General features: G+C 63.6%; 24 protein-coding genes and 4 tRNA genes. 13 read left to right on the top strand and 15 right to left on the bottom strand.

What is annotated here, in order from left to right; all coding sequences use genetic code 11:
- Nucleotides 1-94 precede the first annotated feature (94 nt).
- The 4 genes from MHX66_RS02930 to MHX66_RS02915 all read right to left on the bottom strand — a co-directional run bounded on the left by MHX66_RS02930 (nucleotide 95) and on the right by MHX66_RS02915 (nucleotide 4028).
- Nucleotides 95-1126 carry a sigma-70 family RNA polymerase sigma factor gene (locus MHX66_RS02930; protein ID WP_370646254.1) on the bottom strand — a complete coding sequence of 344 codons (1032 nt, stop codon included), beginning with the start codon at nucleotides 1124-1126 and terminating at the stop codon, nucleotides 95-97.
- 232 nt (nucleotides 1127-1358) lie between these two features.
- Entirely contained in the window at nucleotides 1359-1829 is a 471-nt protein-coding gene (gene dtd, locus MHX66_RS02925; protein ID WP_239199526.1) for a D-aminoacyl-tRNA deacylase, read from the bottom strand.
- Nucleotides 1830-1895: 66 nt separating this feature from the next.
- Nucleotides 1896-3545: a methyltransferase gene (locus tag MHX66_RS02920; protein WP_239199523.1), complete on the bottom strand. Its 1650-nt coding sequence runs from the start codon at nucleotides 3543-3545 to the stop codon at nucleotides 1896-1898.
- Nucleotides 3546-3590: 45 nt separating this feature from the next.
- Nucleotides 3591-4028 (bottom strand): DUF3099 domain-containing protein, encoded by a 438-nt coding sequence (locus MHX66_RS02915; protein WP_239199520.1) that lies wholly within the window; start codon nucleotides 4026-4028, stop codon nucleotides 3591-3593.
- A gap of 59 nt (nucleotides 4029-4087) precedes the next feature.
- Here MHX66_RS02915 and MHX66_RS02910 point away from each other — a divergent pair, with 59 nt between their 5' ends.
- The 3 genes from MHX66_RS02910 to MHX66_RS02900 all read left to right on the top strand — a co-directional run bounded on the left by MHX66_RS02910 (nucleotide 4088) and on the right by MHX66_RS02900 (nucleotide 6533).
- The gene (locus MHX66_RS02910) at nucleotides 4088-4330 is read left to right on the top strand and encodes a DUF3039 domain-containing protein (protein WP_005295046.1); all 243 of its coding nucleotides are present in this window, start codon (nucleotides 4088-4090) and stop codon (nucleotides 4328-4330) included.
- Complete coding sequence (locus MHX66_RS02905) at nucleotides 4327-6045, top strand: DEAD/DEAH box helicase (protein ID WP_049050496.1); 1719 nt, start codon at nucleotides 4327-4329, stop codon at nucleotides 6043-6045. The genes MHX66_RS02910 and MHX66_RS02905 overlap by 4 nt, the downstream gene beginning before the upstream one ends.
- Nucleotides 6046-6158: 113 nt before the next feature.
- The gene (locus tag MHX66_RS02900; protein WP_035003756.1) at nucleotides 6159-6533 is read left to right on the top strand and encodes a membrane protein; all 375 of its coding nucleotides are present in this window, start codon (nucleotides 6159-6161) and stop codon (nucleotides 6531-6533) included.
- A 40-nt stretch (nucleotides 6534-6573) separates the two neighbouring features.
- On the opposite strand, the gene MHX66_RS02895 is transcribed toward MHX66_RS02900, so the two are convergent.
- A complete protein-coding gene (locus MHX66_RS02895; protein WP_239199517.1) occupies nucleotides 6574-8226 on the bottom strand; it encodes an RNA polymerase sigma factor in 1653 nt (550 codons plus the stop codon).
- A 223-nt stretch (nucleotides 8227-8449) separates the two neighbouring features.
- Nucleotides 8450-9229, bottom strand: coding sequence for a polyphosphate--glucose phosphotransferase (ppgK, locus tag MHX66_RS02890; RefSeq protein WP_304504311.1), 780 nt, complete (start codon nucleotides 9227-9229; stop codon nucleotides 8450-8452).
- A 128-nt stretch (nucleotides 9230-9357) separates the two neighbouring features.
- On the opposite strand from ppgK, the gene MHX66_RS02885 reads away from it, so the two are divergent.
- Both MHX66_RS02885 and MHX66_RS02880 read left to right on the top strand, forming a co-directional pair.
- Nucleotides 9358-10335, top strand: coding sequence for an inositol monophosphatase family protein (locus tag MHX66_RS02885; protein ID WP_239199511.1), 978 nt, complete (start codon nucleotides 9358-9360; stop codon nucleotides 10333-10335).
- Between the two features lie 178 nt (nucleotides 10336-10513).
- Nucleotides 10514-10813: a DUF4193 domain-containing protein gene (locus MHX66_RS02880; protein ID WP_005295036.1), complete on the top strand. Its 300-nt coding sequence runs from the start codon at nucleotides 10514-10516 to the stop codon at nucleotides 10811-10813.
- Nucleotides 10814-10819: 6 nt separating this feature from the next.
- Here the strand turns inward: MHX66_RS02880 and MHX66_RS02875 are convergent, their stop codons facing one another.
- Nucleotides 10820-11305, bottom strand: a complete 486-nt coding sequence (locus MHX66_RS02875) for a DUF3093 domain-containing protein (RefSeq protein WP_239199507.1) — start codon at nucleotides 11303-11305, stop codon at nucleotides 10820-10822.
- A gap of 108 nt (nucleotides 11306-11413) precedes the next feature.
- Between MHX66_RS02875 and dut the strand changes: the two genes are divergently transcribed.
- From dut to dxs, 5 genes are all read left to right on the top strand, one after another.
- Entirely contained in the window at nucleotides 11414-11890 is a 477-nt protein-coding gene (dut, locus tag MHX66_RS02870) for a dUTP diphosphatase (protein ID WP_049050519.1), read from the top strand.
- Between the two features lie 62 nt (nucleotides 11891-11952).
- Nucleotides 11953-12645 carry a DUF3710 domain-containing protein gene (locus MHX66_RS02865; RefSeq protein WP_239199504.1) on the top strand — a complete coding sequence of 231 codons (693 nt, stop codon included), beginning with the start codon at nucleotides 11953-11955 and terminating at the stop codon, nucleotides 12643-12645.
- On the top strand, nucleotides 12645-13376 hold the full coding sequence (locus tag MHX66_RS02860; protein WP_239199501.1) for a DUF3159 domain-containing protein: 732 nt from the start codon (nucleotides 12645-12647) through the stop codon (nucleotides 13374-13376). Before MHX66_RS02865 ends, MHX66_RS02860 begins: the two co-directional genes overlap by 1 nt.
- Entirely contained in the window at nucleotides 13363-14685 is a 1323-nt protein-coding gene (locus MHX66_RS02855) for a class I SAM-dependent RNA methyltransferase (RefSeq protein WP_239199498.1), read from the top strand. Before MHX66_RS02860 ends, MHX66_RS02855 begins: the two co-directional genes overlap by 14 nt.
- A 98-nt stretch (nucleotides 14686-14783) precedes the next feature.
- The gene (dxs, locus tag MHX66_RS02850; protein WP_239199495.1) at nucleotides 14784-16676 is read left to right on the top strand and encodes a 1-deoxy-D-xylulose-5-phosphate synthase; all 1893 of its coding nucleotides are present in this window, start codon (nucleotides 14784-14786) and stop codon (nucleotides 16674-16676) included.
- On the opposite strand, the gene MHX66_RS02845 is transcribed toward dxs, so the two are convergent.
- Together MHX66_RS02845 and MHX66_RS02840 are read right to left on the bottom strand one after the other, a co-directional pair.
- Nucleotides 16673-17944, bottom strand: a complete 1272-nt coding sequence (locus MHX66_RS02845; RefSeq protein WP_239199492.1) for a ribonuclease D — start codon at nucleotides 17942-17944, stop codon at nucleotides 16673-16675. The genes dxs and MHX66_RS02845 overlap by 4 nt on opposite strands.
- A gap of 78 nt (nucleotides 17945-18022) precedes the next feature.
- On the bottom strand, nucleotides 18023-18646 hold the full coding sequence (locus MHX66_RS02840) for a DUF3000 domain-containing protein (protein WP_370646253.1): 624 nt from the start codon (nucleotides 18644-18646) through the stop codon (nucleotides 18023-18025).
- A 63-nt stretch (nucleotides 18647-18709) separates the two neighbouring features.
- On the opposite strand from MHX66_RS02840, the gene hemE reads away from it, so the two are divergent.
- From hemE to hemQ, 3 genes are all read left to right on the top strand, one after another.
- On the top strand, nucleotides 18710-19867 hold the full coding sequence (gene hemE / locus MHX66_RS02835) for a uroporphyrinogen decarboxylase (RefSeq protein ID WP_239199489.1): 1158 nt from the start codon (nucleotides 18710-18712) through the stop codon (nucleotides 19865-19867).
- A complete protein-coding gene (gene hemG / locus MHX66_RS02830; protein ID WP_239199486.1) occupies nucleotides 19864-21309 on the top strand; it encodes a protoporphyrinogen oxidase in 1446 nt (481 codons plus the stop codon). Before hemE ends, hemG begins: the two co-directional genes overlap by 4 nt.
- 121 nt (nucleotides 21310-21430) lie before the next feature.
- Nucleotides 21431-22147, top strand: a complete 717-nt coding sequence (gene hemQ / locus MHX66_RS02825) for a hydrogen peroxide-dependent heme synthase (RefSeq protein ID WP_035003773.1) — start codon at nucleotides 21431-21433, stop codon at nucleotides 22145-22147.
- A gap of 8 nt (nucleotides 22148-22155) precedes the next feature.
- Here the strand turns inward: hemQ and msrB are convergent, their stop codons facing one another.
- The 6 genes from msrB to MHX66_RS02795 all read right to left on the bottom strand — a co-directional run bounded on the left by msrB (nucleotide 22156) and on the right by MHX66_RS02795 (nucleotide 24358).
- The gene (msrB, locus tag MHX66_RS02820; protein ID WP_239199483.1) at nucleotides 22156-22590 is read right to left on the bottom strand and encodes a peptide-methionine (R)-S-oxide reductase MsrB; all 435 of its coding nucleotides are present in this window, start codon (nucleotides 22588-22590) and stop codon (nucleotides 22156-22158) included.
- Nucleotides 22583-23824: a glycosyltransferase family 87 protein gene (locus MHX66_RS02815; protein WP_239199480.1), complete on the bottom strand. Its 1242-nt coding sequence runs from the start codon at nucleotides 23822-23824 to the stop codon at nucleotides 22583-22585. Before MHX66_RS02815 ends, msrB begins: the two co-directional genes overlap by 8 nt.
- A 117-nt stretch (nucleotides 23825-23941) precedes the next feature.
- Nucleotides 23942-24017 (bottom strand) — tRNA-Gly (locus tag MHX66_RS02810).
- 50 nt (nucleotides 24018-24067) lie between these two features.
- Nucleotides 24068-24139: transfer RNA gene (locus MHX66_RS02805), tRNA-Val, on the bottom strand.
- 27 nt (nucleotides 24140-24166) lie between these two features.
- Nucleotides 24167-24241: transfer RNA gene (locus MHX66_RS02800), tRNA-Cys, on the bottom strand.
- Nucleotides 24242-24282: 41 nt separating this feature from the next.
- A tRNA-Gly gene (locus MHX66_RS02795) sits at nucleotides 24283-24358 on the bottom strand.
- Nucleotides 24359-24403: the final 45 nt, after the last annotated feature.

Here is a 24403-nt window from a genome sequence, read left to right as displayed (position 1 = left end):
CTACGCCCTTTCTGTGCTTGTTGACTTCTCACGATTATAGCCCCGTCCACATCGGGAGCGGGGCAGAAGTGTAGGTACTGGTTCTACAGCGGGGTTAAACCGCGTACTCGCGCAGCTTGTCCGCCCGGTCGCCTTCGCGCAGCTTCGCCATTACCTCGCGTTCGATCTGGCGCACGCGCTCGCGGGAAAGCCCGAAGCGACGGCCGATCTGGTCCAGCGTGCGGGGCATCCCGTCATCCAAGCCGTAGCGTAGCTTGATCACGTCCTGTTCGCGTTCCTCCAGGGTGCCCAGGACTGCGCGCACGTCGGAGTGGCGCAGGGAAGCCACTACGGCGGTTTCCGCGTCAGTCGCCTCGGAATCTTCGATGAAATCACCCAGCGGGGCTTCCTCATCGCTGCCGACCGGCATGTCCAGGCTCACCGGATCGCGGGACTGCTTCAGCAGCATCTCGATCTTGGATTCTTCGATGCCGGACTCCTCCGAGAGCTCTTCGTTCGTGGCTTCGCGGCCCAGCTGCTGGTACATCTCCCGCTTGATGCGGGACAGCTTGTTGACCTGCTCGACGAGGTGGACGGGAAGGCGGATGGTGCGGGACTGGTCGGCCATGCCACGGGTGATGGCCTGGCGAATCCACCACGTTGCATAGGTGGAGAACTTAAAGCCCTTGGTGTAGTCGAACTTTTCCATCGCGCGGATCAGGCCCAGGTTGCCTTCCTGGATGAGGTCCAGCAGCGGCATTCCGCGGCCGGTGTAGCGCTTCGCCAGGGAGACGACCAGGCGCAGGTTTGCCTCCAGCAGGTGGCTGCGGGCTGCCTTGCCCTCACGGGCGAGAACCTTCAGGTCGCGCTTCTTTGCGCGGGTGAGCTTCTCGGCGTTGGCCAGCAGGTACTCGGAGTACAGGCCTACTTCGATCCGCTTCGACAGTTCGACTTCGTCCTCGGCGGTCAGCAGCGCGGTCTTGCCGATGCCGTTGAGGTAAACGCGAACCAAGTCCGCCGACGGGTTCTCGTTGTTTCCGCGCCGCCGACCCTTGTCTTCCTTTTTATCGCTATCGTCGGCCGAACCGCCGTTGCCCCTACCGCTGTTGATGCCGTTGTACTCGTCATCAATCATGGAGTTTTTCATAGTGCTGGTGTGCCTCCCGTGGCTCGATAGCGCTCAAGCTCTTCAAGATTTTTCTCGTTTTGTGCCGAAGCTCTAAGGGGTTAACGGACATCTTCGATGAATTGTTCCCCACCCACCCCCTAGGAGGGAACCGTGCTTACCCCCGCAATAGGGTTTACCGCTATATGCCGTCGCACAGTCTGCGGCGGATATACGCTTCCACCTGGAGTAATAGGCGCCGGGGAAGACTGGTCTAGGTTTCCACCAGCACGGTGAATGGCCCCTCGTTTACACTGGAGACCTTCATCATGGCTCCAAATCGGCCTGTTTCTACAACTATTCCCCGCTGGCGCAGTAGTTCGGCGATGCGGTCGAACACTGGTTGCGCGGCCTCGCCGGGCGCCGCGTTCCCCCAAGAAGGTCGCCGCCCCTTCTTCGTTTCGCCCATGAGCGTGAACTGGCTGACCAGCAGCACCTGTCCGCCTACCTCCTCAACCGAGTGATTGCGCGGGCTATCCCATGGCTCGCCAGCAGCGGGCAGTAGGCGCAGTTCGGCGATCTTCCGCGCCATCTTTTCCACTGCCGCCTCTGCCACGCTCTCGTCTGCAATGTCGGCCACGCCGATGCCGACGAGGGCCAGCAGTGCAGGGCCTTGTACCGATCCGACGACCTCGCCGTCCACGGTCACCTCTGCACTGCTGACTGTGCTCACTACTGCTTTCACCGTTGTTCTGCCTTCCTTCCAAAAAATTTTCCGGGTTCTAGAGCATCCATGTTCTAGAGGTTGCCTCTAGTACAGATCACGCAACTCTTCCGGCACGATCATGCCGTGCCGCACCAGGTCCACTGCGATCGGCACCAGTTGATCCACCAGCTCCTCGGCGCTGATCCCCAGCTCGTCGCCGTGCACCGCGTGATAGAACTCGGCGACGTCGCGCAGGTTTAGCCCCTCCCAGCTGAGCCCGGCCAGAATCGTCGCCAGCACACCGTCGACCTCGTGCGACCAGCCCGGGCCGTCAGTGCGGGTTAGCCGCGCGCTCTCTTCGCCGAACCCCTGGTCGGTGGCGCTCGCTGTTTTTTCTAGTATGACGCCACGTCCCAGCCGGTAGCGGCTCTCCGCCACCGCTGTGGCAGCGGAGCGGCCGGGAACCTCCAGCTGGTCGATCCACCGGCAGCGGGCGAACCACTGGGCGGCCTCCAGGCCGAGGTACGCCCCGGCCGGTAGCGCATGGTCGAGCGACTCGACGGTCAGCTCGGTGGCACCCTCGAACTTTTCAATGTGGATCCAGCCCAGGCCGATGCGGGTGATCTGGTGGCGGGCGAAGAAGTCCAGCCATTCCGTGGTTCGTAGTTGGCCCGCGGTGCTCCGGGGATCGATGCTTTCATCGCGCAGCCAGGTGGTCACGTAAGTGGCAACGTCCACCTCGTCGCGCTGCAAAACCCAGGCGCGGGCGCCCTCGTCGGGCAGCCAGCCGAGGATCCGTTCGGCGGCGGAGCTGGCAGCATTGCTGCCTTCCTCGCCGAGCGCCCAGCCGATCAGCAGGTGCGCGTGGCCTCCCGGCGCCAGGTGCTGAACTGATTGTTCGACCACTAGCTTGCTGGCTGCGTCGAGTGGCAGGCCGGAGTCGCGGTACACGTGCCCTTCTTCCGCATCCAGATCCACGGAAGGGCCGATGACGAAGGGAGGGTTGGCGACGATGACGTCGAAGGACTGAGCGCTAAAGGGCTCGAACCAGGAGCCCTGCACCCAGCTGACCAGCGGTGATTCCAGGCCTTGTGCAGCGGCGGCCACGCAGGCGTAATCCAGGGCGCGGGCGTGGATGTCGCTGCCAAAAATTTTTGGCGGCTCGGCTCCGGCGTTGGCGGCCAGCACCAATGCGAGTACGCCGGAGCCCGTGCCGAGATCCAGCACCCTTGCATCTGCAGGCAGCTGGGGGATGGAGTTGAGCAGTGACAGGGGAGCGTTGCCGACTCCGGGAACGTGGCCCGGGCCGGGAACGCGCTCTTCCAAGGAAGCGTCCGGATCCGACAGCACCAGCACCTCTGTGTCACCGTGAGCCGGGTGGTGGACAGGCCGGATGTCCAGGTTCAGGCGTAGCAATTCTGCACTGTCATCTGCGTCTTGCGCGGATTGCTGCTCCACGGGGATCAGCGCATTCTCCGCCACCAAGCCGGAGGTCACCTCGGCCCCGACGAGATCCCGGAAGAAGGCGGCAGGCTGGGGGCGTCGTAAATAGACAGCAGCGACGAGCTGGGCGGCCGCGGACCCGCGCCGCGACAGGTGCCACGTGGCGGCCGCGGGCGAACCCGATTGGGCGGCGGCCACTCCCTCCACGCCGAGCGCCTCCAAGATCAACACAGAGCCGTATCCTCGCTCGACTAGGGTGCGAACCAGCTGTTCAGTGGCTTTACCGGGCGTGCACAGGGGAAAGTCGGGCATTGAAGTTCCTTGATGAGTCAGTGCTAGTTGGGCGCTAGATCGGCGTTAGGAAGAGGACTGATCGGGGTTGTACTCGATGATCTCCGGGTGCGAGGAGTTGGATTCCAGCATGGGGCGGGAAGTCTCCCCGGCAAGAGCAGCGCGCTGGGCACGACGCTGCTCACGGACGAGGGCAGGCTTGTAGACCTTGTTCGTGGTCTCGTCCACCTGGCCGGATTCGTTGGCTAGCAGCACGGCGATCCAGGGCAGAGGCAGGCTTACCGCCGCCACGCACACCGCGAGGGCGGCGTTATGGGTGAGCAACATCACCAACGCGGCGAGGGCGAGGATGGGAATGCGCAGAAGCTGCAGCACGGCGTAAAGCCTGCGACGGTGGTGCCATCCCTGCAAACGCGAACTCTTGGCATCGGTGATAATTTCCACCTGTGAAGCTCGCTTGGCCCGGGACTCACCTCCCGTTTTCCTTTTTCGTGCATCAGCCATAGACCTAACGCTAGTACGCAGCTGGAAAACAAGCAGATTCAGGGGCATGATGGTGAACTGTGAGTAACCCAAGTACGACAACGATTGAGCGCCCCGAAGTCAACACGGATACGACGACGGATGACGATGTACCGAAGTTCTTCCACTACGTGAAGAAGGACCAGATCGTCGAATCCGCCGTGATGGGCAAGCTGGTCGTGGCTCTGTGCGGCGAGACCTTCCCCGTGCGCAAGCAGGCCAAGCCGGGATCGCCTGTCTGCCCGGATTGCGAGCAGATCTACAAGGGGCTGCGCAAGAAGTGAAGCACCTCCGCCTATGGCAGCAGGAGGCACTGAACAAGTACGTCGAGGCCAGCCCGAAGGACTTCCTGGCCGTGGCGACCCCGGGGGCGGGTAAGACGACCTTCGCCCTGACGATTGCACGGTTGCTACTAGATACCCGTGCAGTGGACCGGCTGGTTATCGTGGTGCCCACCGAACACCTGAAGGTGCAGTGGGCGCAGTCCGCCGCGGAGCGGGGAATCGCGCTCGACGCCGAGTTCACCAACTCCTCGCCGTTCAACAACGCCTACGACGGCGTGTGCGTGACCTATGCCCAGGTGGGCATGAAGCCTACGAAGCACTACCAGGTAGCCACCGCCAAGAAGGCGCTGGTGATCCTGGACGAGATCCACCACGCCGGCGACGCAAAAAGCTGGGGAGACGGCGTGCGCATGGCCTACGAGCACGTGGAACGCCGCCTCGCGCTGACGGGTACGCCCTTCCGCTCCGACGATTCCCAGATCCCCTTCGTGCGCTACGAAGCCGTGGAGGGCGCCGACGGCGCGCTCGTGTCCTCCGCCGACTACACCTACGGCTACGCGGATGCGCTGAAGGACGGAGTCGTCCGCCCGGTGGTGTTCCTGGCCTATTCCGGCCAGGCACGCTGGCGCAACTCCGCCGGCGAGGAGTTTGAGGCACGCCTGGGCGAGCCGCTGAACGCAGAGCAGACCGCGCGGGCGTGGCGCACCGCGCTGGACCCAAAGGGCGACTGGATCCCCGCCGTACTCAATGCCGCGCAGACGCGCCTGCAGCAGCTGCGCGAGACCATTCCCGACGCGGGTGGCCTGGTGATCGCCACCGACAAGACCACGGCGCGCGCCTACGCGCGGATTCTGGAGCGGATCAGCAACACCCCAGTGACGGTGGTGCTCTCCGACGAGGCGGGGGCTTCCGAACGCATCAAGGAGTTCTCCGCCAGCACCGACGAGTGGATGGTCGCCGTGCGAATGGTCTCCGAGGGCGTGGACGTACCGCGCTTGGCCGTGGGCGTGTACGCCACATCTTCTTCCACACCACTGTTCTTCGCTCAGGCCATCGGCCGTTTCGTGCGCTCCAGGAGGCCAGGGGAGTCGGCGTCAATCTTCCTCCCCAGTGTGTCCGTACTCCTAGAGCTAGCATCCAAGATGGAGCAGCAGCGCAACCACGTGCTCGGCAAGCCCCACCGACAGAACGAGGGCTGGGACGACCAACTCCTACAACAAGCCAACCAGGAGCAAAACGAGCCGGAAGAGGACAAAGGCTACGAGTCCGTCGGCGCCGAGGCCGAGCTAGACAGTCTCATCTACGACGGTTCGACCTACGGCACGGCCACCTTGAGCGGGTCGGAGGAGGAACAGGCATACCTTGGCCTACCCGGTCTTCTGGACGCCGAACAGATGCGTACGTTGCTGCGTCAGCGCCAAGCCGAGCAGTTGGACGCGCGGGCGAAGGAAGAGGAAGAGCGCCGCAAGCAGGAGAAGCAGAGGCCGGCCGAAGAGGGCAGTGGCGCGGACTTGCGCAATAAGCGCGTGGCCAGCGAGGAACTCCCGGCCCTGCGCAAGGAGTTGAACGCCCTGGTGTCTATGAAGTCCGCCCGCACCGGCAAACCGCATGGGCAGATTCACAACGATGCGCGGAGAAACTGCGGCGGGCCGTCCACGGCGCTGTGCACGGCACAGCAGCTGCGCGACCGCATTGCTTACCTAAGAGACTGGTGAGGATGGATAAGGGGGACACCGGGAAAGTGGGGTAAGATACACCGCGGCAAGCAACGGCGGTGTATCGCCGGATGCCTAGAGGCAAGCGATCCCGGAGGGAAGGAAACGGCACGATGGCTCGAGAAGACTACATCGATCTGGATAAGTCCAACGCGCAGGAGGTCGAACTCCAGAAGATCGCGCCGCGCAAGGTCAGCGGCCTGAGCCTGGCTGCCCTGATCGTGGGCATCCTGTCGATCCCGGCGGCGATGTTCCCCCTGATCGGCATCGTGGTGGCAGCGGTGGCGATCTTGGTGGGAATCGCGTCGGTGGTCATCGCGAACCGCCGGGGCACGCAGCGCAGCTACGCGATTATCGGCCTGGTGCTGGGGGTATTGGCCATGGCCATCGCGATCTTCTTCACCCAGGTGGCCGTGAAGAGCATGGAAGGCTGCGAAGACCTACGCGGCACGGAGTTCTCCGACTGCGTGAAGAACAACCAGAACTAGCCCAGCTCTAGCTCAGCGCTAGTCTAGAGCTGGCTCAGAACTAGTCCAGGTAGTCGCGCAGCACCTGGGACCGCGACGGGTGGCGCAGCTTGGACATCGTCTTCGACTCGATCTGGCGGATGCGCTCGCGGGTAACCCCGTAAACCTGGCCGATTTCGTCTAAAGTGCGCGGCATCCCGTCGGTCAGGCCGAAGCGCAGCTTCACCACGCCGGCCTCGCGCTCGGACAGTGTGTGCAGCACATCCTGCAGCTGATCCTGCAGCAGGGTGAACGAGACCGCGTCGACGGCCACGACGGCCTCCGAGTCCTCGATGAAGTCGCCCAGCTGGGAATCGCCCTCGTCGCCGATGGTCTGGTCCAGGGAAATCGGCTCGCGGGCGTACTGCTGGATCTCCAGCACCTTGTCCACGGTGATGTCCATCTCGCGCGCCAGCTCCTCCGGAGTGGGCTCGCGACCCAGGTCCTGCAGCAGCTCGCGCTGAATGCGGCCCAGCTTGTTGATGACCTCGACCATGTGCACCGGGATACGGATGGTGCGGGCCTGGTCGGCCATGGCGCGGGTGATCGCCTGGCGAATCCACCAGGTGGCGTACGTGGAGAATTTGTAGCCCTTCACGTAGTCGAACTTCTCGACTGCGCGGATAAGACCCAAGTTGCCCTCCTGGATCAGATCCAGGAACGCCATACCGCGGCCGGTGTAACGCTTGGCCAGGGACACCACGAGGCGCAGGTTGGCCTCCAGCAGGTGGTTCTTAGCGCGGCGCCCGTCGCGGTCGATTTCGCGCAGGTCGCGGCGGTGCATCGGGGAGAGCTTCTCGCCCGACTCCTTGATCTCCTGCAGACGATAAGCGGCGTACAGGCCGGCCTCGATGCGCTTGGCCAGGGAGACCTCTTGCTCCGCGTTCAGCAGCGCGACCTTGCCGATCTGCTTTAGGTACGCACGCACCGAGTCCGCGGAAGCCGTGAGCTCGGCATCCTTTCGAGCCTGGCGCAGCGCTGCGGATTCGTCCTCATCCCAGACGAAGCTGCCGTCCTTCTTGCCGTCTTCCTCGTCGGAATCCTCGGAGTCTTCGTCGTCCTCGTCATCATCGTCGAGGTCATCGTCGTCGTCCTCGAGGTCGTCGAGGTCATCCAGGTCGTCGAGGTCATCGTCCTCGTCCATGTCCTCGAGTGCGTCGAGGTCCTCCGGAGCGTCTGCGTCCTCGTCTTGGTCGAAGTCGTCCCGCTCTTCCGCGGTATCCGGAGCATCCTGCTGCTCGGCCGAAGTAGCGGCGGTGCCGGCTGCGGCTACGTCCTCCTCGAGGACCTCCTCGGCCGCCTTCGCCGCCTTGGTGCCGCGCTTCGCGGTGTTTTTCTTCGCCGTCTTCTTAGCAACCTTGCGCGTGGTCTTCTTCGCGGTTTTCTTGGTTGCCTTCTTAGCCGTCTTTTTCGCGGCCTTGCGCGCGGTCTTCTTGGCAGCCTTCTTTGCGGTTTTCTTTGCCGCCTTCTTTACGGGAGTGGACGCCTCTTCCTCCTGCTCGGCAGCGGGTTCAGCAGCCTTTGTCGTAGCCTTCCGCGCGGTGGCCTTCTTGGCAACTGTCGACTTCTTCGCCACCTTTCGGGCAGTCTTCTTCGCTGCCGTCTTCTTTGCAACCTTGCGCACAACACCCTCGGTGCTGTCTTCGCCGGTGGTGGTCGAGTCGTTCGCTGCCACGGAAGCCCTTTCACTCGTATTGCATGGTGCACTGAAATGGCCACCTCAGAAGGCCACATTTCGAAAAGGAATTAGGGTGCACCGGGTTGCGGCATACCCGCAACCGATGGTCTATGAGGGTCGTCGAAACCCCTGCTGTGCTAATCGACCGCCCATTATAACTCAAATATCAGCACGGCGTTGCAACCATCCCTGGTGCGAAGCGCTTGTTCTCTAGCGGATACTAGGGCTTGATGCCATCCTGCACGGCCATAGCAGCACCGATAATGCCGGCCTGATTGCGCAGCTTCGCCGGGACGACTTCCTCCTCTACGGTCAGCAGCGGCACCCACTTGTCGGCCTTGCGAGAAATGCCGCCGCCGACGATGAAGGTCTTCGGGCTGAACAGGGCGCTGTAGGTGTGCAGAACCTCGTCCACGCGCGCGGCCCACTTCTTATAGGACAACTCCTCGCGATCCTTCGCCGCGGAGCTGGCATACCACTCGACGTCGCCGTTCTCGTCGTGGGGCAGGTGGCCGATCTCGGAGTTGGGGAACAGGTGCCCATCACACAGCATCGCCGAGCCGATGCCGGTTCCGAAGGTGAGCATCAGCACTGCGCCTTCTTTCGCGCTTTCCTCGCCGTAATTGACCTCGGCCAGTCCGGCTGCGTCGGCGTCATTAAGAACAGCGATCTCCCGCTCGCCGAGGTGGCGCTTGAACAGCTCCTGCATATCGGTATCGATCCAAGACTTATCGATGTTCGCCGCGGAGCGAGCCTTCTGATCCTTGACCACGGCGGGCACCGTTACGCCCACCGGGCCATCCCATTCGGCCATGTCCATCAGCTTGCGCACGACCTCCGCCACTGCATCCGGGGTGGAGGGCTTCGGGGTGAGGATCTTAAAACGCTCGGTGACCAGCTCGCCGGTGTTGAGGTCTACAACGGCGCCTTTCACACCGGATCCACCGATGTCTACGCCGAAACTCAGGTTCTGTTCTGCCTTGTCCTCAGTCATGCCCATAACACTACCTTGAAGATATTGGGCTCCGCTCGGCATCGGGGTCTAGCAGTCTGCCCCGTGGAAGGTGGCTGTGAAGAGTGATCAGGAATGGCAAGGTGGAGAGCATGGAAACCACGGGTTCAGCAAGTATGAGCGCTAAAGCGCGCGACGTAGCAGCGATTCTCCAGCGGGCACAATCAGAGCAGGCACCCCTGAGGGTGTTCGACGAGGTGTCGACGGCGGGGGAGGCTGGGGCGTCCACAAGAGAAAGAACCTTTAGCCCTGCCGACCTGGAGGCGGTAGCGCTGGAGGTGGCGCGTGAGGCAGCCGTACTTATTCGACGCCGTCGTGGCGAACTCGCCGACGAGCACGGTCACGTCGGCGTGGTGGGGACGAAGACCTCCGAGGTGGATCCGGTGACGGAGGTAGACCAGGCCAGTGAGAAACTCATTACAGAGCAGCTGCTGCAGCGGGTACCCGGATCCCGCGTGCTCGGTGAGGAAAGCGGCCTGAGTAGCGAGGACAGTGCCCCGGGGGAGGTTCTATGGATCGTTGATCCGATTGATGGAACAGTGAACTTCCTCTACGGGGTTCCGGCCTATGCCGTGAGCATCGCCGCAGTGGTGGACGAGCAGCCAGTAGCAGGCGTGGTGGTGGACGTGACAGGCCAGGTTGCCTACGTGGCGCATGCGGGCGGGCCGGCGCGGCGCTTGAAGGACATTGCCGATAAGGCCGCGGCCGTTACTCTACGCGTGGAACCGGCGGAGCAGGAGGCAGCGCCTGGTGGAGCACTGGGGAAGGCGCTGGTTGCAACCGGCTTTTCGTACGTGGCTGAGGATCGCCGCCGCCAGGCGGAGCGGCTGACCCGCCTGCTGCCGCAAGTCCGCGACATTCGACGGATCGGCTCGGCCGCACTGGACCTGTGCCGTGTGGCAAGTGGGGAAGTAGATGCCTACTTTGAACACGGGTTGGGCCCGTGGGACCACGCTGCGGGGTGCCTGATTGCCGCGCGTGCCGGAGCCATTAGCGTGGCCCCGGATTATGACGTGACGAAGGAGGCGAAGGCGCTTGTATTGGCAGTGAAGCCGGGGGTGGCTGCGGAGCTGGCTGAACTGCTGGTGGAATAGCCGCGGGGGGAGCCATTTACCCCTATCGGGCGCCAGTGCGCGCGTGAAGGTGACAAGGGGTGTGCATGTGCTCTAGGATCCGCGAACAGTGAGACGAGTTAAGGCAATTTTCAGCCAGCCCCGCTGGCTGTTCTGCACTCCATCAGATCGACACAACCGACGTAAGTAAGGACCCAATATGGCCACTGACTACGACGCGCCGCGCCGACGTTCCGAAGACGACATCGAGACCGACTCCCTGGAGGGCCTGAAGGCCGCAGAGAAGGCCGAGCCGTCCGTTTCCGATACGGATGATGGAGAGATCGTCGAGCCCTTCGACGTACCCATGGCGGACCTTTCCGGCGAGGAGCTGTCCGGTTCTGTAATTCCGCGCCAGAGCGACGAGTTCACCTGCAGCGTGTGCTTCCTGGTGCAGCACCGCAGCTGCATCGCAGAAACTGTCGCCGACGGCGAGTACATCTGCAAGGACTGCGCTTAAGCTGCCTTAGTAGATCGGGCGACCAAGCTGCTCCAGAACCTCCTGAGGTTCCTTAGTGGAGATCAGCCAGTAGGGGGTTGGGTCGTCCGGATCGTCCAGGACGAGCATCGCCATCGTCGGGATCCAGTTCTTGTGCACAACATAGGCGGCCGGATCCAGCTGGCGGCCCATAGCGGCGCGCTTGGCGGTAGGGGGAATAACTAGGCTGCGGTTGACCACACTTGCGGGGAGTCTTGCCGGGCCGACATGCAACCAACGCTCGCCGGAGCTATCTTCCGTGACCTCCACCTTCGTGCGGGAGAAGTAAATAAGCGCCCACACTGCCAGCGCGCCGGAAACCACGAGGGCGACGTAGAAGGCCCACATCGGACGGCCCATTTGCGCCTGCCACGCAATGATTGCGACTACGCCCGCGGCGAACAGCCACCACACTAGGGGTACGCGCTGGTGCTCCGAATACAGCAGCTTTTCCTGCTGAGTGTCCGATGCCAATTGAATATCTCCTGACAGATTTGTTCGCTTTGCGTGCTGCCTAGTAATTCTAGCCCGTGGGGGTTCGGACATCGTAACTTCGGTTGGGTACTTGTAGTCTTGGTGACCGTGACCCTTAAGCAAAATGGACAAACCGGAAATGACGCCCCGCTGCGTATCGTTCGCCTGGACAAGGAGCTGCCCTTGCCGCGCCGCGCCCACCCGACGGATGCCGGCATAGACCTCTACACGGCCCAGGATGTGACCATTGCCCCTGGGCACCGGGAGCTGGTCGGCACAGGCATCGCCATCGCATTGCCTGTAGGCACAGTGGGGCTGGTGCACCCGCGCAGTGGGCTCGCGCTGAAGAAGGGGCTTTCCATCGTCAATGCCCCGGGGACGATTGATGCGGACTATCGCGGGGAGATCAAGGTATGTCTGATCAACCTGGATCCCGAACAGCCCATTGAATTGGCGCGCGGGGAGCGGATTGCACAGCTGCTGGTGCAGGAAGTCAGCCTGTGCGACGTCGAAGAGGTCGAGAGCGTAGAGCAACTGGGGGAGACCGTGCGGGGCGAGTCCGGCTATGGCTCCACTGGGGTTTAGGCTCGCAACGCTTAGCTGCACTCGAAGTAACTTAATAAGCCAACAGAAGACGGAGTTTTGAGATGTTTGGTCGCAAGAATAACGACGACAAGAATCAAGTAGAGGAAGCTGTTCAGCCGCAGCAGGATCAGCCAGAAAACGACTTTGGCCCGTTTGACGGCGACACGGTGAACTTCCAGGACTTCGACTTCTCGGATTTTGCCGCGGGAGCTTTGGATCTGGGCTCCATGCTCATTCCGGTGCCGCACGGCGGTGAGGTCAAGGTGGATATGGGGCCGGAGGGGCCGCAGATGATTCACCTGGAGATCGACGGTGGGCGTATTACCCCGATTGCCTTCGCTGCACCGCGAAACGGTGACCTGTGGGCCGAATCTGTCGAGGAGACGGTCGCGGGCATGACGAAGGACGGCCTGGACGTTCACGTCGAGGACGGCCCGTGGGGCCAGGAGATCTGCGCGGTAGCCGGTGAGGGGCAGATGCGCCTGATCGGCGTGAACGGTCCACGTTGGATGTTCCGGGCGACGCTGGCCGGAGAGAAGTCCAAGGCGGACGAGTTGGCCAAGGTGGGCCGGGAGATCATCGCACGTACCTTTATCCGCCGCGGCAGCGACCCAATTCCGGCCGGCCAGCCTTTGCCGGTGTTGATGCCGCAGGCCATGGCGGATGCTCTGCAGGAGCAGCTGCAGGAGCTGGCCCACCGCCAGAATGCCGAATCCCAGCGAGCTACCCGGAATCTGGGCGAGGATCTGCAGTAATGGCAGGAAGGACAGAGCCGCAACAGGGCGGCGATGCAGCCCAGGCCACCCTGCTGGAGCAAATGGGAGGCCTGTCCGGACTGGTCTCCTCCACGTTGCCCGTGCTGGTTCTGGTGCCGGTAAACAGCCAGTGGGGTCTGGGACCCGCGCTGATTTCTGCGCTGGCGGTTGCAGTGTTGATTCTGGTGTGGCGCGTAGCGCGCAAGGAGAACCTGCAGCCGGCGATCTCCGGCTTCCTCGCGGTCGCGCTGTGCGCAGCGATCGCCTGGATCATGGGGGATGCAAAGGGCTATTTCGCCTACGGCATCTGGTACTCGCTGGTGGCGGGCATCGCATCTATTATTTCGATCTTTGTTCGCTGGCCGCTGGTCGGCGCGGTATGGCGCGGCATCAATGGTGACGATCACCGCTGGCGCACGAACCGCCGAGCAGTGCGGGCCTTCAACATTGCCACCCTTGCATGGGCCGTGGTGTTCTTCGCCCGCTTTGCCGTTCAGCAGTGGCTCTATGCTGGCGATAAGACTGACGCCCTCGGGTACACCCGCATCGCAATGGGATGGCCCCTGACGCTGGTAGCAGTGGCGGTCACCGTTTGGGCAGTGAAGGCAGCGAACCGAGCGGAGGGGCGGCACTCGGAGAAGCCGGGCGAAGACACGCAAGACCTACAGCAGGTCGAGGCGGAAAGCATGGAAGAAGGTATCGAAGAGGTGGAGACCGATGGGCGTCACTAAGAAGGAAGAAGTAGTGATCGACCTGGCGGGTCCGGCGAACGGCGGCACCGTGATCGGCCGACTGGACGGGCAAATCGTGTTCGTGCGCGGTGGACTGCCGGGCGAGAAGGATGTGACGGTGGCGCTGGATCCGGCGCGGAACTCGAAGTCTAAGAAAGGTTTCCGCAACGGCGAGGCTGTAGCCATCGGACAGCCGAGCCCCCACCGTGTGTCCCCGGCATGCCCGGCAGCGCAGGCTGGGGCTGGGTGTTGCGACCTGGATTTCGTGGACGCAGCCGGGTCGCTGGACTATAAGAAGCAAGTGGTGCTGGATCAGCTGGCTCGCGTGGGCAAGATCGATGCCGAATCCCTACAGAATGTCACCATCGATACCGAGAGCCTGCAGCCCTTCGCGGGCTCGCGCACGCGCGTGCGTCTGGCAGTGGACGGGGAGGGCAACGTCGGCCAGCGGGCACGCGGCTCGCACCAGGTGGTGCCCGTAGAGCACCCCTGTGCGCAGTGGAGCGAGGCGCTGCGAGAAGGGCTGGCCGAAGAAATCGAGCAGCTGCGAGCGGCCGGGAAGTTGGTACCCAACACCGAGATCGCCGTTGCCGTGGCAGACGACGGCACTCGCAAGATGATGCAGCTGAGGGGTAAAGCCACGGATGGTGCGGGCGAGATCCCCACCGTTTCCCGCACCGTGCACTTTGGGGTCGGCCTCGACCGGGAGTTCGACGTGCAGTGGGAAAGCCAGGTACAGGACTTCTGGCAGGCGCACCGCGCCGCTCCGGAGTTCTACTCCGCCTGGATCGCCCGTCACATCCCGCCGGTGGCGCAGGGGCAGAAGGCTGAAAGGGCAAAGGCTAAGCAGTCGATTGCGTGGGATCTGTACGGCGGCGCTGGAGTATTCAGCGCGCCGCTATCCCGCAAGGCCGACCGAGTGGTCTGCGTAGACGTGGCCGGTAGCGCCAGCGAGGCAGGGGCACAGGCCCTGGCGGCGGCTGGCATCGACAATGTCGAGTTTGTCCGTGGCGATGTGGCGGGTCTGGTTCCCCAACTGCCAAGCGGAGGATCCGTGCACGCGGTGGTTCTGGACCCGCCGCGCACGGGCGCGGGCACGCAGACGGTTGCCGATATTGCCAAGGCCCGCCCGCGGCACGTCGTTCACGTGGGATGCGACCCGGCCACCGCCGCCCGCGACCTTGCAGCTTGGATCGACAACGGATACGCAATTAAGGAGCTGTGCGTGGTGGATGCCTTCGGCCTTAACCACCACGTAGAACTGCTGGCATATTTGGTTCCGGACCGCCGCGGTCGCGCAGGCTCTTAAACCCCGGTAGGGGATTCTTTCAAAACACTTGAGCGCAGTTAGAATGGACAGGCAAAACATTCGGCGCGAGACATGAGGACGGAGAAGAGTAGTTTCACATGGGAATTCTCGATAGGGTGTCTTCGCCCGCTGACCTCAAGGGGCTGGACACAGACCAGCTAGAGCAGCTGGCCGCGGAGATCCGCGAGTTTCTTATCCAGAAGGTCTCCGCAACCGGCGGCCACCTGGGACCGAACCTGGGCGTTGTAGAACTGACGATCGCCATGCACCGGGTATTCGACTCGCCTTCGGACCCGCTGATTTTCGACACCGGCCACCAGTCTTATGTGCACAAGATCTTGACGGGTCGCCGGGACCTTTTCGACACGCTGCGTCAAAAGGACGGGCTCTCCGGCTATCCGGATCGGGCGGAGTCTCCCCACGACTGGACTGAGTCCTCCCACGCTTCCGCCTCGCTGTCCTACGCAGATGGTCTGGCCAAGGCCTTCGAGCTGACCGGACAGGTTCACCGCCACGTCGTCGCCCTAGTCGGCGATGGCGCGTTGACCGGTGGCATGACGTGGGAAGCGCTGAACAACATCGCCGCCGCGAAGAAGCGCAGCCTGGTCATCGTCGTCAATGACAACGGCCGCTCCTATTCGCCCACGATCGGCGGCCTGGCCGAGAACCTGGCAGCGCTGCGCCTGCAGCCGATGTACGACCGGGTGATGGATACGGGTAAGAACGCCCTAGGCCGGATGGGCTGGGTGGGCGACCGCGCCTTCCAGGTGATTCACGGCCTCAAGGAGGGCGTGAAGCACACCGTCATCCCGCATGAGATGTTCCCGGAGCTGGGCCTGAAGTACATTGGCCCCGTCGATGGCCACGACCTCAAACAGGTTGAGAACGCACTGCGCTACGCCAAGGACTACGGCGGCCCCGTGATCGTCCACACCGTCACGCAGAAGGGCAAGGGATTCGATCCTGCCGAGCAGGACGAGGCCGACCAGATGCACTCCACCGGGGTGATCGACCCGATCACCGGTGAGTCGATGGCGAAGAAGACCGAGGGTGCGATCAGCTGGACCAAGGTGTTCTCCAACCACCTGATCGACATTGCCAACGAACGCGAGGACATCGTCGCCATTACCGCCGCCATGGCTGGCCCGACCGGCCTGGCAGACTTTGCGAAGGTGCACCCCAGCCGCACCTACGACGTCGGTATCGCCGAGCAACATGCGGTGACCTCCGCCGCCGGCCTGGCTCTCGGCGGCCTGCATCCGGTAGTGGCCGTCTACTCGACGTTCCTTAACCGCGCATTCGACCAGCTTTTGATGGACGTTGCTCTGCTGAAGCTGGGCGTCACCATCGTCCTCGACCGCGCGGGCATCACCGGCTCCGACGGTGCGAGCCACAACGGCATGTGGGATCTGTCGATCACCGGCATCGTCCCCGGCATCCACGTCGCCGCCCCGCGAGACGCGCGAACCCTGGAGCTGGCCCTCGACCGCGCAGTGGCCATCGACGATGCTCCGACTGTCGTGCGCTTCCCGAAGGGCAATGCCCCCGCCGATGTGCCCGCGGTCCGAGAAGAAGCCGACTACGACGTGCTGTTCGAGCAGGGCGACGAGCAGACCGACGGTCGCGTGCTCATTGTCTCTTTCGGAGCTCTTACGGACCAGGCTTTGGGCGCTGCGCAGGCTCTTTGTGACGCCAACTTCTCCGCCACCGTCGTGGATCCCCACTGGGTAGTCCCCACTGCGGAAAGCTTGCTGGAGCTCGCCCGCGACTTTGACCTCATCGTCACGATCGAGGACAACGGCGTGCACGGCGGAGCGGGCAGTCGCCTGCACTACGACCTGTCCCAGGCGGGCATCGACGTGCCCGTCCGCAACCTGGGCGTGCCGCAGGAATTCCTGGCCCATGCCTCGCGCGGCGAGGTGCTGGAGGAGCTGGGCCTGGACGTCGAGACGGTCGCCCAGACCGTTGTCGGACACGCGGAGAAGCTCTAGCCCGCGTACACCGCCGCGACGGCGGGTGTTGTTGCGTTAAGCAACACCTCCACCTGCCAGGGCCGCAGGCCCAGGGCGGTCCACTTTTCGCCGAGCAGCTGCTCCCATTCCGCGACGGGGTCCTCGGCGCCGTCCAGCGCGCCGGTATCTTCGGCCAGCCAGCAAGACCAGGCGGCTTGGCGCAGATTTTTCCTGGTAACAACCGTGTCCAGGCGGATCTGTAAGGCATCCGCTGCGTTATCGGCCGCGGAGAGAATCGCTTCGGAGTAGGCAGCCGCGCGGGGGTATTCTTCAGGCCAGACCTTGTGGTCCGGGATGCCTCTCGTGGGGTTACGCGGCGGATGGAACTGCTGGGTCTCGAGATCCTGGGGATCGGACATGAGGGCGTCCGAAAGAAGCTCGGCTAATTGCCTGCGAGCCCGAGGTTTCATGCGCGCCCGCGAGTGATGCAGACAGGAGTTCAACTGCCTCAGCGCGCCGGCGCGGTCACGATCGGCGCGGCCGGCGATGCCCACTAGGTCGCGGCTGCGCAAGATCGCCTCCGGGGAGATATCGCCGCGGCGGGCCATGACGTCGCGGGATTCCCAGAGGTCGTGAGCGATCCGGCGGGGCAGGGCGCCGCGCAGCGAACTCAAACCCTTCAGCCCCGTCCAGTCGTTGGCGGACAGGGGAGAGGCAGAGGCCAGCACGTGCGCGCACTCCTGGACATACCACTCGGTGCGGCCGGTCTCGGCGAGGTCATCCAGGCAGCGTTCCAGCAGCTCCAGCAGCCATTCGACGTCCAGGGCGGCGTAGTTCAGCATCGCCTCGCTCAGCGGCCTGCGCGACCAGTCCGCGTTGCCCTTATCCTTGGGCACCTCAATGTCGAAGTAGGCCCCCAACATGCCGGAAAGACCGATGCGCTCGGCACCGAGGATCTGCCCGGCAATCTGCGTATCGTGCAGCACGCGCGGACGCCAACCCAAGGCCAGCAGGCAGGGCAGGTCGGTGTGCGCGGCATGGAGCACCCATTCGGCTTCGTTCACAACCTTGGCCATGTCGCGGGTGGCTCGGGGTTCAGCCTCGGGATCAATCAGGAAAGTGTCGGAGCCGTGGCGGCGCAGCTGGATGAGGAACGCGCGATCGTCGTAGCGGTAGGCAGAGGCACGCTCCGTGTCGATGGCGATGGGGCCAGTGCCCGCGGCGAGTGCGCGGGCGGCGGCGTCGATGTGCTGCGGGGTATCCCGCAGCACCGGGGTGCCGGCGGCGGGGACAGAGACAAAACTCACGGCTATAACGATACGTCAGCCCGCCGGCTGGCTCGCCTCGGAGCCTCTCGCCGGTACAAGGTACTAGGTGTCGTTTTACTAGGAGTCGTTTGCGGCCGCGGTGCTTGCGGGACGGGCGCCAAAGGCCAGGCTGGTCACGCCCTCGGGCGGCAGACCTGCGACGTTAGCCAGCACCTCCGCGAAGGCTTGGACATGGCCGGTAAGGTCGGAACCGGTAGCGGTCCAGGAAGCGCGCATCTCCAGCTGAAAGGCGCGCGGCGGGCCGCCGATCTCTCCGTAGCGGACGGAAGCAGTAGAAGTCACCGTGCCGCCGAGGTCGGTGTATTCACAACTCGGGGAATCCAGCTGCTCCTTGAGCCAGTCCCATGCCACGTCCGGCAGCAGCGGGTCGGAGGCCACGGCGGCATCCATGTCCGCCTGGATGTAGGCGACCATGCGCATGCGCTTGCCCTTCCATTGCTCTTCGCCCTGCGGGTCGTGGAGCAGGATCAGGCGGCCGAAGGCATCGCCGGCGGGGGTTCCGGTGCTGTCGTCGCTGTCCTCGTCGGCGGGCAGCACCTCGAGGCCGATGGCGTGGCTGAGGGGTGCGAGGTTGCGGGGTGGCCGGATGTCTCCGACGCTGATGCCGCGACGCACTTGTGCTTCCGACATGGAGCGCACCGCTTCGTGGAAGTACTCTGGGATCTCAGTCTCTTGGCTCACAAGGCCTAAACCTAGCCTTTAAGGTTTGTCGCGTTTGTGAGGCGCGCCGAGGGCGCTGGCATAATGGCATCTATGACGAGCGAGCCTATTGACTGCCCCATCCAAGCTGATACCGCTGCCGCCGAAGCGCGGCGTCGCGCCCACAAGGACGCGCCGTTCCTCGCCGCAGCGCGCGGAGAAACCCCTAGTCGCCGCCCGGTGTGGATGATGCGCCAAGCCGGACGCTCGCTACCGGAGTACCGCGAGATCCGTAAAGACTACGGAATGCTGGAATCCTGCTTTAACCCGGAGCTGCTCGCGGAGATTACCCTGCAGCCGGTTCGCCGGCACGACGCGGACGCGGCGATCCTGTTCTCCGACATCGTGGTGCCGCTGAAGGCCGCGGGCGTGGAACTGGACATCGTTGCCGGCCGCGGCCCCGTCGTGGAGCACCCCGTGCGCACGGGAGACGATGTGACTGCGCTGCCGATCGTGGGGAGCAGTCAGCTCGATAGCATCGTCGAAGGCATCGGCGGTGTGCTGGAGGGGCTGCGCGACGACCAGGTCCTCATCGGTTTCGCAGGCGCGCCCTTTACCCTCGCCTCCTATCTCGTTGAGGGTGGCCCCTCGAAGAACCACGAGGTCACGAAGGCTCTGATGTACTCGCAGCCGGATGTGTGGCACGCCCTGATGCGCCGATTGACGCCCACGATTATCCGCTTCCTGCAGGTTCAGGCGGAAGCTGGCGTGGATGCCCTGCAGCTGTTTGACTCCTGGGCCGGCTACCTGACTGCGCGGGACTACCGCGAGTTCGTCCGCCCGTACTCCACTGAGATTTTCAATGCGCTGCGCGTCTATGGTGTGCCGATGATCCATTTCGGAGTGGGCACCGGCGAGCTGCTGGGCGATATGGCCCTGGCTGGCCCCGACGTGGTGGGTGTGGATTGGCGCGTGCCGCTGGATTCCGCCGCCACCCGCGTCTCCGCCGCTCTGCAGGAGGCCGACCCGACTGCGGAGCCAGCCACCCGCGCCAAGGCGCTGCAGGGCAACCTGGACCCGGCCGTGCTGTTCGCCGGGCCGGAGGTGGTGGAAGCGCAGATCGGACGCATCTGTGCCGAGGCCGATCGCGCCATCGAGCGCGGCCAGGCACGCGGACACATCTTCAACCTGGGCCACGGCGTTTTGCCGAACACTGATCCCGATGCCATCACCCGCGCCTTCGAGGAGGTCCACAAGCGATGAAGGCCAACCAGTTTTCCTGCCACTTCGAGAAGCTAGACACCTCTGGGCTGGAGGGGCTTCGCGTCGCCATCATCGGCGGCGGCATCGCCGGCCTGGCCGCGGCCTGGGAGCTGCGCCGTCAGCTGGGGCCGAACGCCCGCATCCTGCTGACCGAGGCCTACGACCGCCTGGGCGGAAAGCTCAAGACCGTGAACTATGCCAACGGTCCGGTGGACATGGGAGCGGAGGCCTACATGGGTTTCCGCCAGGATTTCACCGAACTGGTTGAATCCGTTGGACTGGGGGATCAGCTGTGCGTTCCCTCTGGCCTGCCGAGCGGCTTTTATGTTGACGGCGCGCTGGTGGATATCCCACGGCGCACGTTGATGGGTATTCCTTCCCGCGGCGCGGACGTTGCCGAGGTAGTGGGGCAGGACGGCGCAGCGCGGATCGACGCCGAGCGTAACGGCCAGCCGATGACCTGGACGCCCGGCCAGGATACTTCCGTCGGGCAGCTGGTGGAAGCCCGCCTGGGCCGTATCGTGGTCGACCGCTTGGTCTCCCCGCTGCTGGGCGGCGTGTACTCCTGCAACGCTTTCGACTTGGGAGTCCGTGCCACGCTTCCGCAACTGGCGGAGGAGTTGGACCGACGTGGCGCGGAGGGGCAGCCGTTCTTCTTGGTGGATGCGGTCGAGCACCTTCTTTCCCAGCGCCCCGCGCCCCAGGAGGGCGACAAGCCAAAGCCCGTCTTCCGTAGCCTGCGCGGCGGCTACGCCAGCTTGGTCGATGCGCTGGTACGCCACGCAAACCCAGAGCTTCTGCGCAACACCGCCGTGGAATCCATCGGCCGGACTCGCGGCGGGTACTACATCGATCCGATCGGCGAGTTCGATGCCGTCATCGTCGCCACCCCGGCGCCCACCGCTTCGGCCATCCTGCAGTACATGGCTCCCACCGCCGCGGACGTGCTGGGCGAGGTCGATCTCGCCAGCAGCGTAGTCGTCGGCATGCGCATGGCTTCCGCCCACGGCATCCCGGAGCGTTCGGGCGTTCTTTTGGGTAGTGACGCCCCCACGGAGGCGAAGGCCTTCACGTTCTCGTCTCGTAAATGGCCGCACCTGGCTGAGCGCGGGGGAGCCTTTGTGCGGGCTAGCTTCGGCAGCTTTGGCAACCCGTGGCACCTGGACGTAGATAATCGTGCCCTGCTGAGCTTCGCGGTCGAGGATCTGGAGCGCATCACCGGCGAGCGGAAGACCCCGGAGGAGTATTTCGTGCAGCGCTGGTGGGGTGGCTTGCCGCGCTATGGCGTGGGCTACATGGATGCAATGTCCCAGGCCTACGACGAGGTACTGGGCATCCGCGGGCTGGCGCTGGCCGGTTCGATGCTCAACGGCGTGGGCGTGCCCGCAACCGCCGCTTCGGGCGTGGAGGCCGCGCGGGAGATCATCCGCGAGATGGCGTGATCCACCCCACGCCTAGCTCCTCCGGAGGGTGATCTCGCGTAGATTGGACTTCGTATAAGCCGTTAACGGCTGCCATAGAACCTATGAATGGAACTCAGAAAGGCTAAAGAGGCTAAACACCATGACTGAACTGAACGCGCAGGAAATCAAGCGTCTCAACGCCGTCGTTCGCTTCGCCACCTACTCGGTCTTCAAGATCGAGCCGGGCGTGCTGGGGGATCGCGCGGAGGTAGCTGCTGATTTTCAGGCATTCATTGATTCCTTTGAGGATGAGGATCTGGTCATCCGCGGTGTCTACGACCTGTCCGCGCTGCGCGCCGAGGCCGACGTCATGATCTGGTGGCACGCGGAGAAGATGCAGGATCTGCAGGTGGCCTACCGCCGCTTCCTCAAGGAAACCAAGCTGGGACAGGCCTGCGAGCCGGTATGGTCCAACACCTGCCTGCACCGCCCGAGCGAATTCAACAAAGCTCACCTGCCGTCCTTCATCATGGGCGAGGAGCCGGGCGATTGGATCTGCGTCTACCCGTTCGTCCGCAGCTACGAGTGGTACACCATGGATCGCGCGGAGCGCTCCCGCCTGCTGCGCGAGCACGGCAAGGCCGCCCTGGGCTTCGATGAGGTACGCGCGAACACCGTCCCCGCCTTCGCACTGGGCGACTACGAGTGGATCCTGGCCTTCGAGTCCCCGACGCTGGAGCGCATCGTCGAGCTGATGTACAAGATGCGCTACACGGAGGCGCGTCACCACGTGCGCGAGGAAATCCCGTTCTTCACCGGCCGCCGTGTCAACGGCGATAAGGAGGAGCTGGCCAGCTTCGTGGAGTCGCTGGCCTAGCCGCCTAACTAATCGGCCGGATCTTCGGCCGGCTGCAGCGTCAAAGCAATGCTGTTGATGCAATAGCGCAGATCGGTGGGCGTGGGGTAACCCTCGCCCTCGAAAACGTGGCCCAGGTGGCTCTCGCACTGCGCACAGAGAACCTCGATGCGGCGCATGCCGAGGGATTCGTCGACGCGGGTAATCACCGCTTCCGAATCCTTCGGGTCAAAAAAGCTCGGCCAGCCGCAGTGCGAGTGGAACTTCTCGGTCGAGCGGAACAATTCCGCGCCGCAGCCCTTGCAGGCGTACACACCCTCCGTCTCCGTGTCCGTGTATTCGCCCTTGAAGGGGGCCTCGGTCCCGGCCCGGCGGAGCACGGCGAACTCCTCGGGGGTCAGACGCTCGCGCCACTGCTCGTCAGTGAGCTTGCGGAAATCAGCGGTCGGGTTCAACTCAGCCATCAGTAGCTTCTCCTGTCCTAGTCTTCTCCCGGTAGAAAAGACCGTTCGTGTGTACATCGCCTAGGGGGTGGACGTTGTGGCGTCGATCCCTAAAGAACCACATCGTAGAGACCACCGCAGCGGCGACCAGCAACAGTGACCAACCAATAGTGCCGCGCGTATATTCCGCCACCCGGCCGTAGTTGACCCACCGATCCGAGGACCAGGAGTCGTGGCTGAAGAAGAAGTACACCCCCAGCCACGCCACGGGGGTGTGCATCACGGAGCGGGGGGACAGAACCGTGAAGAGTAGCGGCAGCAGCAGCATAGAGTAGTACATCTGGCCCAGGCTGCTAATCAGGAACACGCCCGTCAGAAGCACGCCGGCGGTGCTTGCGGCCCACATCACCGGATCGCGGTCGCGGAAGCGCAGCAGCATCGCCAGCGCCACGAGGACGCAGATCGCGGCCAGGATGCGCCACAGCCAGATCGTCCAGTCCGGGAAGCCGAAATACACGCCCACGCCGGGGATCGACGAATTGGCGAAATCCCGCACCCCGCCGAGGTAGGGCAGTAGCTTGTCGATGTAATCGCCCGCGTTTGTGGTGAGCGGCCAGGCGATGACGTTCATGGCGACCGGGATCGCCAGTCCAGTGGCGATGGTGGACAGCTGGCGGCGCATCAGGGGAATGAAGAGCAGCGGCAGGAACTGCGGCTTGATCGTGATGGCCAGCCCGATGACGATGCCCGCCAACACCCCCCGATTGTTGATAAGCAGCCACAGGAACAGTGCCTCGGCCAGCAGCAGCACGCCGTTGATGTTGCCGAACCCGAGGGTGTTGGCGATCGATTCGGAGCTGAAGAGGAAGAAGATGCCGACAGGCAGGACCCAGGATCGCAGGGAGTAATCAAAGAGCTTCGTGAGCACCACGACCGCCAACACCGCCGCAACGCCATTGCCGACCACGTACACTGCGCGTGCCAGGTCGATGTTCGTCAGCAACGACAGGGGGCTCAGCAGCAGCGTGGCGCCGGGGGAGTACAGGTAGTGCGGATCCGTGGAGGAGTAGTCCTGGTCGTAGATCGCCTCCTGGGCACGGAACTTGTACAGCGCTGAGATGACCGTGCCGAAGTCGTCGGTGAGGCGCGAGTTCCAAGGGTGAACGAATACGCGCTGAATAAAGGTCATTACAGCCAGCGGCCAGAACACCCAGCAGAGGATCTGGGAGGTGTCCACGCGGCTATCTGCACGCATAGAGGAAAGTTTTTCGGCATTCATCGCCGACTAATTTTAGACCCCGAATTTCCCCAAGAGAGCTGCCACGCCGCTGCTAAGGCATGAAAAAAGGGGCCCGCAGGCCCCAAGAGATTTTGGAGCGGATGACGAGACTCGAACTCGCGACCCTCACCTTGGCAAGGTGATGCGCTACCAACTGCGCTACATCCGCGTGCGGAAGGTTTTAAAGCCTTCGCAGGTGGATCCTGCAATGGGATCCTGTGCGCGATACTGGGATCGAACCAGTGACCTCTTCCGTGTCAGGGAAGCGCTCTCCCGCTGAGCTAAACGCGCCTAAAGTTCACTATGTGTAAAAGAATGTGGAGGTGGAAACGGGAATCGAACCCGTGTACACGGTTTTGCAGACCGTTGCCTAAGCCACTCAGCCATTCCACCGCGGCAAGAAACTCTTGCTCGTGGCCCACTTTAGTGAACCGTGGAGCGGATGACGAGACTCGAACTCGCGACCCTCACCTTGGCAAGGTGATGCGCTACCAACTGCGCTACATCCGCGTGCGGAAGGTTTTAAAGCCTTCGCAGGTGGATCCTGCAATGGGA

This window comes from Corynebacterium sp. ACRPH, assembly GCF_022347285.1.
Taxonomy (GTDB): Bacteria; Actinomycetota; Actinomycetes; order Mycobacteriales; family Mycobacteriaceae; genus Corynebacterium.
The sequence above is the reverse complement of the archived record's forward strand: the minus strand, read 5'-3'. Positions and strand labels throughout refer to the sequence as shown.

Coding starts and splice junctions, on each gene's coding strand:
- MHX66_RS02855 (WP_239199498.1), top strand. CDS start 13,363: ATGGGCGTCACTAAGAAGGAAGAAGTAGTGATCGACCTGGCGGGTCCG.
- ppgK (WP_304504311.1), bottom strand. CDS start 9,229: ATGGGCATGACTGAGGACAAGGCAGAACAGAACCTGAGTTTCGGCGTA.
- MHX66_RS02920 (WP_239199523.1), bottom strand. CDS start 3,545: ATGCCCGACTTTCCCCTGTGCACGCCCGGTAAAGCCACTGAACAGCTG.
- MHX66_RS02915 (WP_239199520.1), bottom strand. CDS start 4,028: ATGGCTGATGCACGAAAAAGGAAAACGGGAGGTGAGTCCCGGGCCAAG.
- MHX66_RS02900 (WP_035003756.1), top strand. CDS start 6,159: ATGGCTCGAGAAGACTACATCGATCTGGATAAGTCCAACGCGCAGGAG.
- msrB (WP_239199483.1), bottom strand. CDS start 22,590: ATGGCTGAGTTGAACCCGACCGCTGATTTCCGCAAGCTCACTGACGAG.
- MHX66_RS02885 (WP_239199511.1), top strand. CDS start 9,358: ATGAGCGCTAAAGCGCGCGACGTAGCAGCGATTCTCCAGCGGGCACAA.
- MHX66_RS02930 (WP_370646254.1), bottom strand. CDS start 1,126: ATGAAAAACTCCATGATTGATGACGAGTACAACGGCATCAACAGCGGT.
- hemQ (WP_035003773.1), top strand. CDS start 21,431: ATGACTGAACTGAACGCGCAGGAAATCAAGCGTCTCAACGCCGTCGTT.
- hemG (WP_239199486.1), top strand. CDS start 19,864: ATGAAGGCCAACCAGTTTTCCTGCCACTTCGAGAAGCTAGACACCTCT.
- hemE (WP_239199489.1), top strand. CDS start 18,710: ATGGCATCTATGACGAGCGAGCCTATTGACTGCCCCATCCAAGCTGAT.
- MHX66_RS02865 (WP_239199504.1), top strand. CDS start 11,953: ATGTTTGGTCGCAAGAATAACGACGACAAGAATCAAGTAGAGGAAGCT.
- MHX66_RS02815 (WP_239199480.1), bottom strand. CDS start 23,824: ATGCGTGCAGATAGCCGCGTGGACACCTCCCAGATCCTCTGCTGGGTG.
- dxs (WP_239199495.1), top strand. CDS start 14,784: ATGGGAATTCTCGATAGGGTGTCTTCGCCCGCTGACCTCAAGGGGCTG.
- MHX66_RS02860 (WP_239199501.1), top strand. CDS start 12,645: ATGGCAGGAAGGACAGAGCCGCAACAGGGCGGCGATGCAGCCCAGGCC.
- MHX66_RS02880 (WP_005295036.1), top strand. CDS start 10,514: ATGGCCACTGACTACGACGCGCCGCGCCGACGTTCCGAAGACGACATC.